This window comes from Sphaerisporangium viridialbum (assembly GCF_049674955.1).
GTDB classification, from domain to species: domain Bacteria; phylum Actinomycetota; class Actinomycetes; order Streptosporangiales; family Streptosporangiaceae; genus Sphaerisporangium; species Sphaerisporangium viridialbum.
Window position 1 is genome coordinate 7,158,403 of sequence record NZ_CP187232.1, and the last position, 14,957, is coordinate 7,173,359.

12 protein-coding genes and 1 riboswitch are annotated in these 14,957 nt (G+C 70.9%); of the genes, 4 read left to right on the forward strand and 8 right to left on the reverse strand.

The features are described 5' to 3' along the window. Nucleotides 1-25: 25 nt before the first annotated feature. The 8 genes from ACOZ38_RS32360 to ACOZ38_RS32395 form a co-directional block, all read right to left on the reverse strand. On the reverse strand, nucleotides 26-766 hold the full coding sequence (locus ACOZ38_RS32360) for an adenosylcobinamide amidohydrolase (protein ID WP_424534862.1): 741 nt from the start codon (nucleotides 764-766) through the stop codon (nucleotides 26-28). A gap of 193 nt (nucleotides 767-959) precedes the next feature. Continuing rightward, complete coding sequence (locus ACOZ38_RS32365) at nucleotides 960-1,748, reverse strand: ABC transporter ATP-binding protein (RefSeq protein ID WP_424534863.1); 789 nt, start codon at nucleotides 1,746-1,748, stop codon at nucleotides 960-962. Then, complete coding sequence (locus tag ACOZ38_RS32370; RefSeq protein WP_424537125.1) at nucleotides 1,745-2,734, reverse strand: FecCD family ABC transporter permease; 990 nt, start codon at nucleotides 2,732-2,734, stop codon at nucleotides 1,745-1,747. Before ACOZ38_RS32370 ends, ACOZ38_RS32365 begins: the two co-directional genes overlap by 4 nt. 86 nt (nucleotides 2,735-2,820) lie before the next feature. Further along, entirely contained in the window at nucleotides 2,821-3,774 is a 954-nt protein-coding gene (locus tag ACOZ38_RS32375; protein ID WP_424534864.1) for an ABC transporter substrate-binding protein, read from the reverse strand. Nucleotides 3,775-3,818: 44 nt separating this feature from the next. Beyond that, nucleotides 3,819-3,959, reverse strand: a riboswitch (adenosylcobalamin (AdoCbl) riboswitch). Between the two features lie 62 nt (nucleotides 3,960-4,021). Then, nucleotides 4,022-4,903, reverse strand: coding sequence for a Gfo/Idh/MocA family protein (locus tag ACOZ38_RS32380; protein ID WP_424534865.1), 882 nt, complete (start codon nucleotides 4,901-4,903; stop codon nucleotides 4,022-4,024). 43 nt (nucleotides 4,904-4,946) lie between these two features. Beyond that, nucleotides 4,947-6,161, reverse strand: a complete 1,215-nt coding sequence (locus ACOZ38_RS32385) for a cytochrome P450 (RefSeq protein WP_424534866.1) — start codon at nucleotides 6,159-6,161, stop codon at nucleotides 4,947-4,949. Between the two features lie 2 nt (nucleotides 6,162-6,163). After that, nucleotides 6,164-7,147: a phosphotriesterase family protein gene (locus tag ACOZ38_RS32390; protein WP_424534867.1), complete on the reverse strand. Its 984-nt coding sequence runs from the start codon at nucleotides 7,145-7,147 to the stop codon at nucleotides 6,164-6,166. Further along, nucleotides 7,140-7,895, reverse strand: a complete 756-nt coding sequence (locus tag ACOZ38_RS32395) for a phytanoyl-CoA dioxygenase family protein (protein ID WP_424534868.1) — start codon at nucleotides 7,893-7,895, stop codon at nucleotides 7,140-7,142. The genes ACOZ38_RS32390 and ACOZ38_RS32395 overlap by 8 nt, the downstream gene beginning before the upstream one ends. A 401-nt stretch (nucleotides 7,896-8,296) precedes the next feature. Here ACOZ38_RS32395 and ACOZ38_RS32400 point away from each other — a divergent pair, with 401 nt between their 5' ends. From ACOZ38_RS32400 to ACOZ38_RS32415, 4 genes are all read left to right on the forward strand, one after another. Further along, on the forward strand, nucleotides 8,297-9,670 hold the full coding sequence (locus ACOZ38_RS32400; RefSeq protein ID WP_424534869.1) for a cytochrome P450: 1,374 nt from the start codon (nucleotides 8,297-8,299) through the stop codon (nucleotides 9,668-9,670). Continuing rightward, nucleotides 9,667-10,545, forward strand: a complete 879-nt coding sequence (locus ACOZ38_RS32405) for a terpene synthase family protein (protein WP_424534870.1) — start codon at nucleotides 9,667-9,669, stop codon at nucleotides 10,543-10,545. Before ACOZ38_RS32400 ends, ACOZ38_RS32405 begins: the two co-directional genes overlap by 4 nt. Continuing rightward, the gene (locus ACOZ38_RS32410; RefSeq protein ID WP_424534871.1) at nucleotides 10,542-12,230 is read left to right on the forward strand and encodes a hypothetical protein; all 1,689 of its coding nucleotides are present in this window, start codon (nucleotides 10,542-10,544) and stop codon (nucleotides 12,228-12,230) included. Before ACOZ38_RS32405 ends, ACOZ38_RS32410 begins: the two co-directional genes overlap by 4 nt. A gap of 232 nt (nucleotides 12,231-12,462) precedes the next feature. Then, nucleotides 12,463-14,949: a nitrate- and nitrite sensing domain-containing protein gene (locus ACOZ38_RS32415; RefSeq protein WP_424534872.1), complete on the forward strand. Its 2,487-nt coding sequence runs from the start codon at nucleotides 12,463-12,465 to the stop codon at nucleotides 14,947-14,949. The last annotated feature ends 8 nt before the right edge of the window (nucleotides 14,950-14,957 follow it).

Consider the following 14,957-nt stretch of genomic DNA (forward strand, 5'->3'; position numbering starts at 1 on the left):
CAGCCGGGCCGAAATCTGGATCCAGCTAGGCGTACCTCGCCCAGGCGTGGGCGCCGTTGAGGACTGAATGGTGGACGGCGCGGGCTATTCGGGAGCCCCAAGTGGATCTCGGGCCGCCGAACAGCTCTTCCGGGCCTTCGGCGCGTACGGCCACGCAGACGGCGTCCGAGGCGGTGCCCGTGCACGCGTACCCGGCCTCGGCGAGTGCCTGGGACTTGGCCTCGGTCACCGTCATCACGGTGTTGACCAGCGCGGCGTCGCTCATCGCCACGGGCACGGCCACGATGATGTTGATCGTCCCGGGTGCCGTCGGCGCGGGAACGGGAGAGGCCGGCCGGGGCACCAGGCCGGCCCCCTCGGATGGGGATGCCGGGCCCACCCGCTCTGGTGGGGGCGCCAGGTCGGCTCGCTCGGGGCGGAGTTCGGGGTCGGGGACGCCTTCGGGGGAGGCGGCCCAGGTGGGGACCCGCAGGCCGACCGTGGCGACCGCCTCCACTCCCCCGTCGCTCGCGCGGGTGTAGTGGGCGACGGAGGCCGCCGTCATCATGCCCACCCCAGGACGCCCGGCCGGGGCCAGCTCCAGCAGGTGGTCGATCGGGTCCATCCGCGAGTACGCCCCGACGACCTGCGCGTTCAGCACCCACTCGCCGGGCCCGATGCCGCCGCCGACCATGGCCGAGGAGATCATCCGCCATCCCGGTCCGAACTCCCACAGGAGTGACGCGAGACGGGCGCCGTCCTCGTGCCGATGGCTAAGGGACAGCATGGGGCCTCCTCACGACACGGGTCCCGGAAGCGTACAGAACCGGCCAGGCCCCGAAAGCGTACGGGGCCCGAGAACGAACGGGTCCGGGGAACATACAGGTCCCGGGAACGTACGGGCCTGGGGAGCATACGGGTCCGGGGAGCGCACGGGTCACGGGAGCGCACGGGTCACGCGGGGACGGCGGCGTATCGGGTCAGGTGGGGTCGGGTGCCGGGCGGACGAGGTTGACGAGGGGACGGCCGTCGCTTCCCTGCTCGACGCGGACGCGGGCGCCGAAGTGCCGGGCCAGCAGCGGCTCGGTGAGCACCTCCTTGACCGGCCCGGAGGCGACGTGCCGTCCGCCGTCGATCAGGAGCATCGAGTCGGCGTACTGCCCCGCCAGGCTGAGGTCGTGGATCGTGGTGACCACCGTCAGCCCGTCGGCGAGACGGAGCCGGTCGACGAGCTCCAGCACCTGCTGCTGGTGGCCGAGATCCAGCGCGGTCGTGGGCTCGTCCAGCAGCAGCACGGGAGCCCGCTGCACGAGCGCGCGGGCGAGCACCACCCGCTGCCGTTCCCCGCCGGACAGGTGCCCGAGTGGCCGGGTCGCGAAGTCGGACAGGTCCAGGCGTTCCAGCACCGAGCGGGTGACGTCCCGGTCGTCGTGGGTGTCCCTGCCCAGGTAGGAGATGTACGGCGTGCGCCCGAGCAGGGCGTACTCGAAGACGGTGAGCCCCGCCGGCAGCATGGGGCTCTGCGGCGCGTAGGCCATCAGCCGCGCCCGCTGCCTCGGCTTGAGGCTGCGCGCGGGCATGCCGTCGACCAGCACGTCACCCTGCGCCTCCAGCAGTCCCATCATGGCCCGCAGCAGCGTGGACTTGCCCGCGCCGTTCGGCCCGACGACCGCCAGCCACTCGCCGCCGCGCACGGACAGGCCGATCCCGGACAGCACCGGCCGCCCGTCCAGCGCGACTGAGAGGTCCCGCACCTCGATGGCGCTCACGCGTCCACCGCCCGTGTCGCGCGCAGGACGCCGACGAAGAACGGCGCGCCGATGAAGGCGGTCACCACGCCGATCGGCAGCTCGGCCGGGGCGAGGACGGTACGGGCGACCAGGTCGGCCAGCACCAGGAACGACGCCCCCGCCAGCAGCGACAGCGGCAGGACCACCCGGTACGACCCGCCCGCGAGGCGCCGCACGACGTGGGGCACGACGATGCCGACGAACCCGATGAGCCCGCTGACCGCGACCGCCGACGCCGTGGCCAGCGACGCCGCGCACAGAACGACGAGCCGCACGCGCGCCGCGTTGACCCCGAGGCTGACCGCCTCGTCGTCGCCGACCGACAGCACGTCCAGCAGCCGCCCGTGAGCGAGCAGGACGACCGTCGACACGATGGCGTACGGGGCGATGAGCCACACCTGGGACCAGTCGCCGCCGATGCCGCCGAGGATCCACGAGTAGATGCGCTGGAGCTGCTCGACCCGGAGCTGCTGCACGAAGGTCTGCAGCGCGGACAGGAAGGAGGCCACCGCCACCCCGGCGAGCACCAGGGTGGACGTGCCGCCGCCCCGGCCCGCCGTGTTGCCGAGCGCGTACGCCAGCAGCACGCCGCCGATCGCCCCGCCGAAGGCGGCGAGCGGCACCAGCCCGTCGACCTGGATCAGCACGATCATCAGGGTCGCGGTGAAGCCCGCTCCGGCGGCGGCCCCGAGCAGGTAGGGGTCGGCGAGCGGGTTGCGGAACACGCCCTGGTACCCCGCGCCCGCGATCGCCAGCAGGCCCCCGACCACCGCCGCCAGCACCACGCGCGGCAGCCTGAGCTGGAACACCAGCCCCCGCTCGACCGGCGACAGCCCGGAGTCCACCGAGACGAACGGCACCCGGTCGAGCAGTTCGAGCACGATGCCCTTGAACGAGACGCCGGCCGCGCCGATCATCAGGCCCGCGGCCACGCAGATCACGAGCACGGCGAGGGCGACGGCCAGCGCCGCCGGCCGCGGCCTCGCCGCGCGCGTCGTACCAGGGTCGTGCCGCTTCACTTCGCGTGCCACTCCAGGTGTGCCACCGGGTCTCAGCCGGCGGCCCCCCTGACCGCCGCGTCGACGATCTTGACGAAGTCGACCACGCGCGGGCCCCAGCGCGAGGCGATGTCGTCGTCGAGGGTGACCACACGGTCCTTAGCGATGGCGGACAGGCCTCCCCATCCGGGCCGCTTGGCCAGGGTCTCCTTGGACTGGCCGCAGCACTTGGTGTCGGCGAGGAAGATCAGGTCGGGGTCGGCCTTCGCGACGAACTCGCTGGAGAGCTTGGGGTACCCCCCGGCGGCGTCAGGAGCCTTGTCGGCGATGTTCGTCAGCCCGAACAGCCCGTAGATCTGGCCGATGAACGTGCTGGACGTCACGGAGTACGGGGTGTTGTCCAGCTCGTGGAAGAACGTGAGCTTCTTGTCCTTGGGCGCGGCGGCGGCGAGCTCGTCGATCTGCCGCTTCATGCCCGCGGCGAGCTCGTCGGCCTTGGCCTTGTTGCCGGTGGCGGCGCCGAGGTCGGCGATCTCGTCGTAGGTCTCGTCCAGCTTGGTGGCGGCGGGTTCGAGCAGCACGGGGATGCCGACCTTGGTCAGCGCGGCCACGATGCCCCCCGTGTCGTTGGCGAGCACCACCAGGTCGGGCTTCTTCGCGATGATGGCCTCGGCGTTGGGCTTGAAGCCGGACAGGTCCGTCTTCGGGGCCTCGGCGGGGTAGGTCGACTGGTCGTCGACGGCGACGACTTGCGGCCCGGCGCCGATCGCGAACAGGCTCTCGGTGGCGCTCGGCGAGAGCGAGACGATCTGGCTGGGCTTCTCGCCGATGGTGACGGAGCCGTTGCCCGCCTGGACGGTGACGGGGAAGCCGGCGGCCTGCGAGGCGGTGGGAGCGGGGGTGGCGGTGGCGGTGGCGGTGTCTGCGGTGCCGGTGGACTGGCCGCATCCGGCCAGTGTCAGCGCACCCAGCAACGCGCCCGCCAAGGCCGTGCGTACGGGCCTCACGAGAGTTCCTCCAGTTGCCGGGAAATCGAGGGACCCGCGTGTTGACGGATCACCCTTTTCCACGAGGGTTGACGACGTCGGCGCGGCATGCAGGCGACCTGGCTCGACCCGAGGGGGTCTCACAGTTGCGGGACAGCGCCGGACTCACACCGGACTTCGCTGCACGCTGCGCGTCACAGGAACGGTATCAACCAATGCCGCAACCGGATACGACGGGTCGAAAGCCGCACAAATCCTGACCGGCGACTCAGGCGAGCTGGGCCTCGGCGGCGCTGATCAACTCCTGGAGGCGGAGCCCGTGGCGGGCGTCCAGCGGGTGGCCGCCGCCCTCGCGCACGGTCTTGGCGAACTCGGCCACCATGTCGGGGAAGACGTCGTAGCCGAGGTCGCCGCCGTCGAGGCTCTCGCTGCCGTGGCGGCCGTAGACGGCCACGTGCGAGGAGCCGTGCTCGACCTGGGCGGCCATGGACAGCGACGCCTCGCTGACCGCGCCGCTCTGGTGCTCAAGAAGCAGCCCGGTCCACCCGAGCGGGTGCCCGTGGGCGCGGATGCCGACGACCGGCCCGAGGGCGGCGTCCAGCATGTCGATCATGTGCGGCCCCACGTCGAGGATCGCCCCGCGCTCCTGGCGCCACGGGGAGTCGATGGTGTGCAGGGCGCCGGAGATGTTGCGGGCGTACCCGCCGAACGGCTCGATGGCGCGCACCCGTTCGAGGAACGCCTTGGTCGCGGCCGAGTAGCGGAAGGTGAGCACCATCTGGGACGCCACCCCCGCCTCGCCCACGGCGTCGGCGAGGCGCTTGGCGCCGTCGAGGTCGGCCGCGAGCGGCTTCTCCAGCAGCAGCGCCTTGCCCGCCCTCGCCGCCCGCACGGCCAGCTCGGCCTGCACGCCCGGCGGCACGCAGAACGCGACGGCCTCGCAGACCTCGAAGAGCTCCTCGACCCGCTCGTAGACCGGGGCTCCCAGCCGGGCGGCGGCCCTCGGCCTGCGCGCCCACACTCCGACGAGGCGCGTGTGCGGCCCCGCCGCCAGCGCGGGGGCGTGCACGGCCTCCGCCCACGGCCCGGCTCCGATCAGACCTACCGCCACTGGCTCCACGGTGCTCAGCTCCCCGACGTACCGGAACATCCGTGGCGAGACTAGCCCACCCGGCACATCCCATGCGGGGTCATCACCATTCGACGAGCAGCGACGGCAGGCCCCGCCCGACGAGGGACCTGCGGTACGCGATCGGCCGGCCGGGCACCAGCCGCAGGCCGGGCAGGCGACGGCCCAGCACCTCAAGGGCCGTGCGGAGCTGGAGTCGCGCCAGCGCGGCCCCGACGCAGAAGTGGATGCCGTACCCGAACGTCATGTGCGCGTCGGCGTTCTCGCGCCCGAGGTCGAACGTCTCCGGCGAGGGGAAGACGGTCTCGTCGTGCGCGGCCGAGTCGGTGGAGAGCAGGACGAGCGAGCCCTCCGGGATCGTCACGCCGTGCAGCTCGATGTCGGTGAGGGCGTACCGGAAGGAGCCGAGGCTGGAGCCGTCGATGCGCATGCACTCCTCCACCGCGTTCTCCACCTGCTCGGGGGCGAGCGGCCAGGCGTCCTCGCGCAGCAGCCTGAGCACGCTGTTGCCGAGTTGGTTGGGCACGGTGTCGTTGCCGCCGAGCAGGATCGTGGAGATCAGCTCGACGACCTCCCGGTGGGAGAGCTCGGTGCCGATGAGCCCGGTCATCAGCGAGGTGAAGTCGTCGCGCGGAGCGGCGGCGCGCGAGGCCACGAGCTTGTCGACGTAGTCGAGGTACGAAAGGAAGCTGCGCGCGAGCACGATCTGCCGGTCGGGCGGCTGCGGCGACAGGAACAGCATGAACCAGTCCTTGACGTGCTCCTTGACGAACTCCTCGTCCTCCTCGGGCACGCCGATGAACCGGGCGCTGAGCTTGGCCGACGGCACGTGCCCGAGCTCCGCGACGAAGTCGCCCCCGCCCTGCGGCACCACCCGGTCGAGGATGTCCTCGTTCAGCCGCCGGAAGCGCTCCTCCATCGCGGTGACCGCGCGCGGGGTGAAGGCTCTGGACACAGAACGCCGCAGCCGCGTGTGCGTGGGCGGGTCGACGTTGGCCACGAAGCTGGACAGGAAGGACCCGTGGTCGCCGAGCACCTTCCTGGTCTCGGCGGCCAGGCTCCGCGAGATCGTGAGTGACCCCTCGGAGGAGAACCGCCTCGCGTCCCCGTACGCGGCGCGGACGTCCTCGTGGCGGGTCAGGACGTACGCGTCCAGGTGCTCGCTGTGGAAGACCGGCCGCTCGTGCCTGAGCCTGCGCAGGAAGTCGTACGGCGAGGCGACGTGCCAGTCGGAGGTGACGTCGAAGTCGGTGGCGGTGGCCGGTGAGGTGTTCTGCATGATCACGACCTGGGGGTGAGGATCCTGCGGGGGTTCTCGACGAGCATCTGGTGGATCTGGTCGTCCGTGACGCCGCGCTTGCGCAGCTCGGGAAGGACGTCACGGGAGATGTGCAGCAGGTGGTAGTTCGGGTGGCGCTCTCGCACGACGTCCTGGTCGAACCGGTCGTTGAAGCAGTAGGAGTCGTGCGACAGCACCATGCGTCCGGCGTGGCCGCGCGCGCACATCTCCGCCACGATGGCGACCCGGTCGTCGAACGAGCTGATCGTCTCGATGCCGAACCTGTCCATGCCGAGGTAGGAGCCCGCCGCGACCAGCTCTTCGAGATAGGCGGGGTCGGTGGAGTCGCCGGCGTGGCCGATGACGACCCGCGACAGGTCCACGCCCTCGGAGGCGAGGAGCCGCTGCTGCTCCAGCCCGCCGCGCGAGGCGCTGTGGGAGTGGGTGGTGATCGGCGCCCCGGTCTCGGCGTGCGCCCGCGCGACGGCCCGGAAGACCCGCTCGCAGCCCGGCGTCATGCCCTGGTGGTCGGAGGCGCACTTGAGGATCGCGGCCTTCACTCCAGTACGGCCGATGCCCTCGGTGATGTCCCTGACGAAGAACTCCGCCAGCCGGTCGGGGCCGCCGAACAGGCTCCCGGGGCCGCGGTTGGCGAAGTACGGCGGCAGGGCGTCGTAGGTGTAGAGCCCGGTGGCGGCGACGATGTTGACCTCGGTCAGCTCGGCGACCCGCTGGACGGCGGGAACGTACCGGCCGAGGCCGACCACGGTCAGGTCGACGACCGTGTCGACGCCCTCGGCCTTGAGCTCGTCGAGCTTGGCCGCCGCCTCCCTGGCCCTTCGCTCCAGGTCCCACCCTTCGGGGATGTCCGGCCAGTTCCACAGGATCTCCGGGCTGAGCCCGAAGACGTGCTCGTGCATGAGCGTGGCCCCGAGGGCCGCCACCGGCCCTCTCACGGTCTCGACCGCTCCGTCGCGGTCAGGCATGGGAGACGACCGGGAACCTCGGGTGGTCGAAGGGCGCGTTCACCCGCAGGCCGAGGCCGTCGGTCTGCCTGTACGGCGTGCCGGTGTAGAGCGCGTCCGCGTCGAAGTAGGTGACCGTGAAGGACAGGCGCGGGGTGTCCCCCCGGTTGGCCCCCGCGCCGTGCACGGTGAGCGAGTGGTGGACGGTCGCGTCGCCCGCCCGCAGGTCGAGGGGTGGCGACAGCTCCAGCTCCTTGAGCCACGGGTGCTGGGTGAGCTGGTCGTCGCCGTCGCGGGTGAAGCTCCTGCCGAGGATGCCGTGCCGGTGCGAGCCGTTGTAGAACCGCAGGCTGCCCATCTCGGCGGGGACGTTGGCGAGCGCGAGCCAGACGGTCAGCATCGCCGAGCGGTCCATCGGCATCCAGGGGAAGTCCTGGTGGAACTCGGTCGCGCCGTGCCCGCCGTCGCCCGGCTCCTTGATCAGCAGGTTCGTCACCTGGATGCGGACGCCCCTCACGCCGTGCAGCAGGCGGGTGGCGCAGCGTCCCATCGCGGCGTCGAAGGCCAGGTCGTGGAAGGCCTCGTCGGCCTCGGCGATGTCCCTGGACTGGCCGAACGCCTGGTCGACCAGGGTGGCGCGCTCACGCGACCGGGCACGCAGATACCCGAGCGCCCGCTCGCGCAGCCCGTCCAGCCGGCCGGGGTCGACCAGCCGAGGCAGCCGTACCCAGCCGTTCTCCTTGAAGTGTTCGACCTCATGATCGGTCACGTCGCGGACCGGAGCATTGGTGGCCATGCCCCAGTTTCGAACCAATCCCGCCACTAAAGCAAGCGCTTGGTCTTACTAGGAACGTGGCGAGCGCGCGGTTCACAGTATTGACAGAAAAACTTGATCGTAGTCAGTGATCGTGATACTTCATTGATCAATGTGACAATTGCCGCGAGAGTGACTGTGTGTCGTATTCGTGGCTCCTGTGGTGCCCGGTATTCGGGGTAGACGGCCGCAAGACACGCAGAGTGCCCGCACACTGCTACTCGGCCTGACCCCCGCCTCGTCTCCCGGGTGACGGCGGCGGCCGCGTATCCCCGAAGCGTCCGTGACGCCCACGCGTCACCGCGGTCCAGTCACGTTGTGCGGTTCCGGGTCGCTTGAGGTTGGAGATCATCGCAATGTCGGTTGCTACTGGCACACGACAGGCAACAGCTGTCCCGATCCACCGGATCCTGCCCGACGTCGTACGGGATCCCGTCAACGCGCTGGCGGAATTGGGAAGGCAGGCCCGCGGGGACGTCGTGCTGTTGCGGTTGGGTGCGTTCCGCCTCTATCTGGTGACTCATCCCGATCACGTGCAGCATGTCCTGCGCGGAAACTCCACCAACTACGTGCGCGAGGGGATGTTCTGGCGGCCCCTGCAGCGCCTGCTCGGCAACGGCATCCTCGACGAGGGCCCGGCTTGGGAGTCCAGCAGAAAGATCCTGCAGCCGCTGTTCACCGCGAGATACATCGCCACGATCGCCGAGGAGCTGGCGAAGACGATCGATGAGCAGGTGGGCGAGCTGGAGGAGCACGCACGGACGGGGCGCTCCTTCGACGCCGCCGAGGAGATCGGGCGTATCACGAACCAGGCCGTGATCAGGGTCCTGTTCGGAGACAAGATCTCCCGCCAGGACGGCGAACGGCTGGCCCCCGCCTTCGAAAGAGCGGCCACATCGATCGGCTTCCGGCTACTCATGCCGTTCCTGCCCTACTCCGTCCGGGTGCCAGGGGACCGAGCCTTCATGAACGCCGTCAAGAAGATCGACGAGGTGGTGTTCCCGCTGATCCGGTCGGCTCGAAAGCATCCTGACGACGGCTTCGACGTCATCTCCGCGCTCTGCCGCGCCCGTGGCCGGAACGGCGAGCAGATCACCGACCAGCAGATCCGCGACGACCTCGTCAGCGTCTTCGGAGCGGCTTCCGAGACGACCGCGATGGCCCTCACCTGGTTGTGGCCACTGCTCGACGCCAATCCGCAGGTGGCCGCCAGGCTGTACGCCGAGATCGACCGGGTCGTCGGCGCCGGGCCGGCGCTTCCGTCACATGTCCCGGAGCTGCGGTACACGAAGATGGTCCTGCAGGAGCTGCTGCGCCTTTACCCGCCGGGCTGGATCCTCCCGCGGATGGCCCGCCGATCCGACGACGTCGGTGGGTTCCTCATCAAGGCCGGGTCGCAGGTGCTGATCAGTCCTTACGCGACGCATCGGCTCGATGAGATCTGGGAGCGGCCGCTGCACTTCGACCCCGAACGATTCTCACCCGACGGCCCCGAGCGCCGGCACCGGTATGCCTACTTCCCGTTCGGCGGCGGCCCGCACGCGTGCCTCGGCCAGCACCTGTTCCACGTTGAGGCGCCACTGGTTCTGGCAGCCCTCTTGAGCCGGTTCCGGCCTGTGCTGCGCAATCGCGGACCATTCAAACCCGCCCCCGCCGCGTCGATACGTCCCAACCCGAAGATCGAGTTAGGGCTGACGCCGGTCCAGCGTGCCGGGGAGGGCCGGCGATGACAGCGGAGCCCACCGGATACGGCCTCCCGGCCGCGGAGTGCGGCATGATCTGCGCGGTGGCGGGCCGATCGCAGCGCGAGATGCAGGAATGGATGGCCGCCTATCCGAAGCTGTTCTCGGCGAAGCCGTTCGACGCCGCGCTGTCCAGCACGCTGTCCATGGCCATGGCGTTCAGCGGCCCGTGGTTCACCGCCGAGCAGCTGCGGATGGCGAACAAGGTCTGCCTGTGGGCCTTCGCCCTCGACTGGCTCGTGGACTACGTCGCCACCTCGACCCGGGAGGTGGACGACATCGCCCGCCGGTGCCTCGCGGTCGCCGACGGCGCGCCCCCGGTCCCCGGGGACGAGCTCACCCGCTTCCTCGCCGACATCCGCGCGGAGCTCGCCGAGACGCCGGCGTTCGGCGCGCTCGGCCCGGTCTGGCGCGAGGAGCTCCAGCGCATGCTGGACGCGATGACCCGCGAGCGGGAGTGGCTGAGCTCCGGCGTCACGCCCTCGTTCGGCGAGTACATGGAGAACGCCGACAACCTCGGCTTCTCCTTCGCCTTCACGTCCCACCTGATCCACACCGGCGCACCCGGGGCCGGCGACCTGCCGCGCGTGCGCGAGGCCGGCTGGGCGGTGCAACGGGTGATCCGGCTGCTCAACGACCTCGGGACGTACGAGAGGGACCTGAAGTGGGGCGACCTGAACGCCCTGCTGCTCGGCGTGACCCGCGAGGAGGTCGACCGGCACGTCTCGCTGCTGGCCGGCCGGAGCCGGAAGCTGATCGGCCCCCTCCACGAGGACCACCCGTACATCGCCGGCTATCTGGAACGTCAAATGGACTTCTGCGCGGGCTTCTACCGGCTCGCCGATTACTGGGGAACGATTTGAGCGTCCACGACTTCGTCTCCGCGCCCGCGCGCGCCTTCACGCTCCACATGGCGAGCCTCGCCGCCACGACGGACACCACGGACACGACAGACACCACGGACACGGACACCACGGACACCACGGACACCGGCACGGTCGACGTGACGGCCGAGGCCCGCGCGCTGCTGGCCGGGCTGGCGGCGCGGCCGTGGGGCAACGCCTCCCCCTCGGTGTACGAGACCGGGCGGCTGGTCTCCCTGGCTCCCTGGCTCGCCGGGCACGACGAGCGGCTCGCGTACCTCGTGGCGACCCAGCGGCCGGGCGGCGGCTGGGGCGCGCACAGCGACTACGCGCTGGTCCCGACCCTGAGCGCGACCGAGTCGCTGCTGGCCGAGCTGGCGCGGGGCACCCGCGATCCCACCCCCGCGGCCGAGGCAGCGGGGAAGGGCCTGCACGCGCTGTTCCGCTGGTCACGCCGGGACTACGGCTCCCCGCTTCCCGACATGCCCGCGATCGAGCTGGTCGTCCCCTCGCTGATCAGGTCGATCAACCGGCACCTGGACGACCTCCGGGACGCACCGGTGGACGGGCTGCGCACGTGGGCGGGAGCGCCCCCTCTGCCCCTGCCCGCCGGTGTGGACGGGGCCAGGCTGGAGATGATCCGGTCGCGCCTGCGGTCGGGCGCCCCGCTTCCCGAGAAGCTGCTGCACGCCCTTGAGGTCGCGGGCGACGCGGGGTTCCAGGCCCCCGGCGTCCGCCCCACGGCGGCCGGCACCGTCGGAGCGTCCCCGGCGGCCACCGCCGCGTGGCTCGGCGAGCTCGGAGCGCGGGAACCGGGCCACCCCGCGCGGGCGCACCTGGAGTCCGCGGCGGAGCAGCACGGCGGGCCGGTGTCGTGCGCCGTGCCCATCACCGCGTTCGAGCGCGGCTGGGTGCTGAGCTGGCTCGTACGCGCCGGGATCCCCGTCACCGTCCCTGAGGATCTGGTGGAGAGCCTGGGCGCGGGGCTCGGCCCCGGCGGCTTGTCCGCGGGCCCGGGGCTGCCCGCGGACGCGGACACCACCTCGGTCGCGCTGTACGCGCTCGCGTTGCTCGGCGCGCCACGCGAGCCCGACAGCCTGCTGGGCTACCACACAGGCACGCATTTCTGCACCTGGCAGGGCGAGCAGGGCTTCTCGACCACGGTCAACGCCCACGTGCTGGACGCCTTAGGCCAGTACGTGCGCGCCCGTCCGGGCGCGCGGGCGCGGTACGGCGAGCCGATGGACCGGCTCGCGGGCTGGCTGCGCGGGCGGCAGAACCCCGACGGGAGCTGGCCGGACCGCTGGCACGTCTCGCCCTACTATGCGACGGTCTGCTGCGCGCTGGCGCTCGACGAGTTCGGCGGCCCGGCCGCCAGGGATTCCGTACGCCGGGCGGTGCGCTGGGTGCTGTCGACGCAGCGCGCGGACGGGTCCTGGGGCCTGTGGCGCGGTACCGCGGAGGAGACCGCGTACGCGATGCAATCTCTGTTGCTGACCCAGACGACGCACGACGAGCCGGCGCATGGCAAGATCATCACGCAGGGCTACGCCTACCTCCTGCGGTCGGCCGGGCGGTCCGATGATCCACCGATGTGGATAGACAAGGATCTGTATTTTCCCGGGGCGATCGTGCGGGCGGCGATCCTCGGGGCGATGCACCTCGCGCAGCGACAGGGCCGTTAGGGAACAAATGTGAGGAAAGGTCATGAATTCCGACCGAACCAGACATGACTACAAAATTGACAGAGGCTTGTCGTCAAGGCATTTCGTACCCATGCTAGGGTTTCTCCGATGTGACGCGACAAACCGCCGCACTATCCCACAATGCACCGTTAAGTAACGCGCAGTTGCCTAACAGTCGCTAATCGCGGTTAACCGTGATGTGGGCTTCCTGATTTTCGCCAGGGATGGAGATATGCGCTTCCACAACTCGCGTATCCGGACCAAGGTCACGGCCCTGCTGGTGTCCCTTGTCGCCCTGTGGGGGTTCGCGGCATGGGTGACGCTCCAGGAGGGGTTGAACGTCCTTTGGGTCACCACGCTGTCCTCAGGCGTTTCCGGGCCCAGCGAACCGCTGCTACTTGAGTTGCAGCGGGAGCGCAAACTCACCGTCCTATTTCTTGGCGACGTCGGTTCAGGTACCGAGCAGCGCACCGGCTTGGATGCTCAGCGGGCCCGGACCGAGGCCGCGAGCTTGAGATTCCAGCGACTGGCCACCGGAAGCGACGTACGAAGGGCGGCGAGCGACACTCTGAACCGGCGCATCGCCGAAACGGTCGCCAAACTGCAGGCGCTGCGCGCCGGCCGCAAGACGGTCGACGCGCGCCAGATCGACCGCGGCCGTGCCGCCACGGCGTACACCGATGTCATCCAGTCGTTCTACCCGATGTACGACTCGATGGCCGCGCTGGACGACAAGGAGTTCGCCAGAGACACCCGCACCTTTATCGAGTTCTCCCGAGCACGCGAGCTCCTCGCCCAGGAGGACGCATTCGCGGCCGGCACTCTCGGCACAGGACGCTTCCTCGCAACCGACCGAGCACAGTTCGGTCTTATCGTGGGCGCCCAGCGATTCGTCATGTCCGAGGCCCTGGAGAAATTGCCGTCCGCGGAGCGTAAGTCCTTCGAGCAGCTCATGAGCAGCGAGCAGTTTCGCCGCCTGCGCACCCTGGAGGACCGGCTCGTCCACAGCGGGCGGACGGATCTGGCGGCCGTCGACGCGGAGCAGTGGAAGTCGGCGGCCGACTTCGTCTTGAACCGGCTTCAGACCCTGGTAGTGGTCGAAGGAGGCCAGTGGCTCGTCCAGCGTGCCACGCCCATCGCCGTCGGCGTCGTCGCACGGCTGGCGCTCGCCGGTGGCCTCGGCCTGCTGGCGGTCATCGCGTCCATCGTCCTGTCCATCACCACCGCCCGAGCCCTCGTACGGCGGCTGGAGGAGCTGCGGACCGCCGCCCTTGAGCTCGCCGCCCGGCGGCTGCCCGGCGTGGTCGAGCGCCTCGGCCGGGGCGACGACGTGGACGTGGCCGCGGAGGCACCGCCGCTCGCGGTCGGCAACGACGCGATCGGGCAGGTGGGCCAGGCCTTCAACACCGTGCAGGAGACGGCCATCCGGGTCGCGGTCGAGCAGGCCGAGCTGCGGCGCAGCTACCGGGGCATCCTGCTCAGCCTGGCGCGGCGCACCCAGTCGCTCGTGCACAGGCAGCTCACCATCCTCGACGCCATGGAGCGCCGGGAGACCGAGCCGGGCGAGCTGGCCGACCTGTTCCGCGTCGACCACCTGGCCACCCGGATGCGGCGCAACGCCGAGAACCTCATCGTCCTGTCCGGCGCCTCCCCCGGCCGCGCCTGGCGCAGGTCGGTGCCCATGGTCGACGTCGTACGGGGCGCGCTCGCCGAGGTCGAGGACTACACCCAGGTGACGCTGATGCCCATGGGTGAGGCCGAGCTGGCCGGGCGCGCCATCGGCGACGTCATCCACCTACTCGCCGAGCTCATCGAGAACGCGGTCTCCTTCTCCCCGCCGTACGCCTCGGTCCACGTCAGCGGCCAGGAGGTGGCCAAGGGCTACGTCGTCGAGATCGAGGACCGCGGCCTCGGCATGACCCCGGAAGACCTGGCCTCGGCCAACGACCGGATCGCGGACCCGCCCGAGTTCAAGCTGACCGGCACGCCCCGGCTCGGCCTGTACGTGGTCAGCCGCCTGGCCTCGCGCCACCAGATCCAGGTCACGCTCAAGGCGTCCCCCTACGGCGGCACGACCGTCATCGTCCTGATACCCCGCGAGTTGATCAACGGCGAGGTCGACACCGACATGGATCTCGGTACCGATTCCGACGCGCTGCCCGGCAGGCAGCTTCTCCCCGGCACGGCACAGGAGCGGCAGGGCAGGCACCGCACGACCGGGGAGTTCCCCGTGCAGGCCGGCGGCCCCGGTGGGGCCGGCCCGTTCCTGCTGACGGCGGTCCCGAGGTGGGAGGACGACGAGCGGAGCGAGCCCGCGCCGGCCGTTCCCGGGCAGGGTGAGGCCGCGCCTGAGCGCGAGCCGTCCTCGCCGCCGCGGTCTCCTTCGGCCGACCAGGCCTGGGCCGACCAGGAGGCCTCCGCGCAGCAGGGGGCGTCCCTGTTCGAGCAGGCCTCCGCCGCCGAGCCCGAGGACTACACGCCCTCCGGCCTGCCTCGCCGCGTCGCCCAGGCGCACCTGGCGCCCGAGCTGCGCCGCGAGCCGCCCCCCGCCCCCAGCGCCAGGGCGGAGGACGACGACGAACTCTCCCCCGAGGATCTCCGGCGGCTGATGGGCTCCTTCCAGAGCGGCACCGAACGCGGACGGTCCGAGGCGGCGAGGCTGCCACGCCGCCTCGACCCCGACCCGGATCCGGGTGACGAGCCGATGCGCTACCAGTAGTGGTTTGG